We start from the raw sequence: 595 nt of genomic DNA on the forward strand, positions 1-595 counted from the left end.
GTCAGGTACTCGCCGATCCGCTCGGCGGTGCCGGCGTCGAACAACCGCGCGTCGTAGCCCACGCGCAGTGCGAGCCGGGCGCCGGGATAGGCCACCAGGCTCAGCGGGTAGTTGGTGGTCTCGATGCCCTCAAGCCCGCTCAGCCGCAGCCCGTGCGCGGCGGCCAGGGCGTCGTCCACCGGGTAGTTCTCGAACACGACGATGCTGTCGAACAGCGCGGCCCGCTCCGGGAGCCCGGTCAGCGCGCGCAGCCGGGGCAGCGGGAGGAAGTCGAACCGCCGGTCCTCGCTCTGCGCCTCTTGTACCCGGCGCAGCCAGTCCGTCAGGGTGCCCTCGCGGGGGACGGCCAACCGGGTGGGCAGGGTGGTGATGAACAGGCCGTTCATCGCCTCCACGCCGGGCAGCTCCGGCGGTCGCCCGGAGACCGTGGTGCCGAAGACGACCTCGTCGCGGCCTGTGAGGCGGGCCAGCAGCAGCGCCCAGGCGGCCTGCACCACGGTGCCCGCCGTCACCCCGGCGTCCCTGGCCAGACGCTCCAGTCGGCGGGTGGCCCCGTCGGTCAGCGCCACCCGTACGGCCGCGCCGGACTCGGCCC

The 595-nt window shown here is 74.5% G+C and carries 1 protein-coding gene; it reads right to left on the reverse strand.

Annotated elements, in window-relative coordinates; all coding sequences use genetic code 11:
• A partial coding sequence (locus KUM32_RS40050) for a condensation domain-containing protein (protein ID WP_254406760.1) occupies positions 1-595 on the reverse strand: 595 nt, incomplete at both ends.

This window comes from Streptomyces sp. AC627_RSS907, from assembly GCF_019049165.1.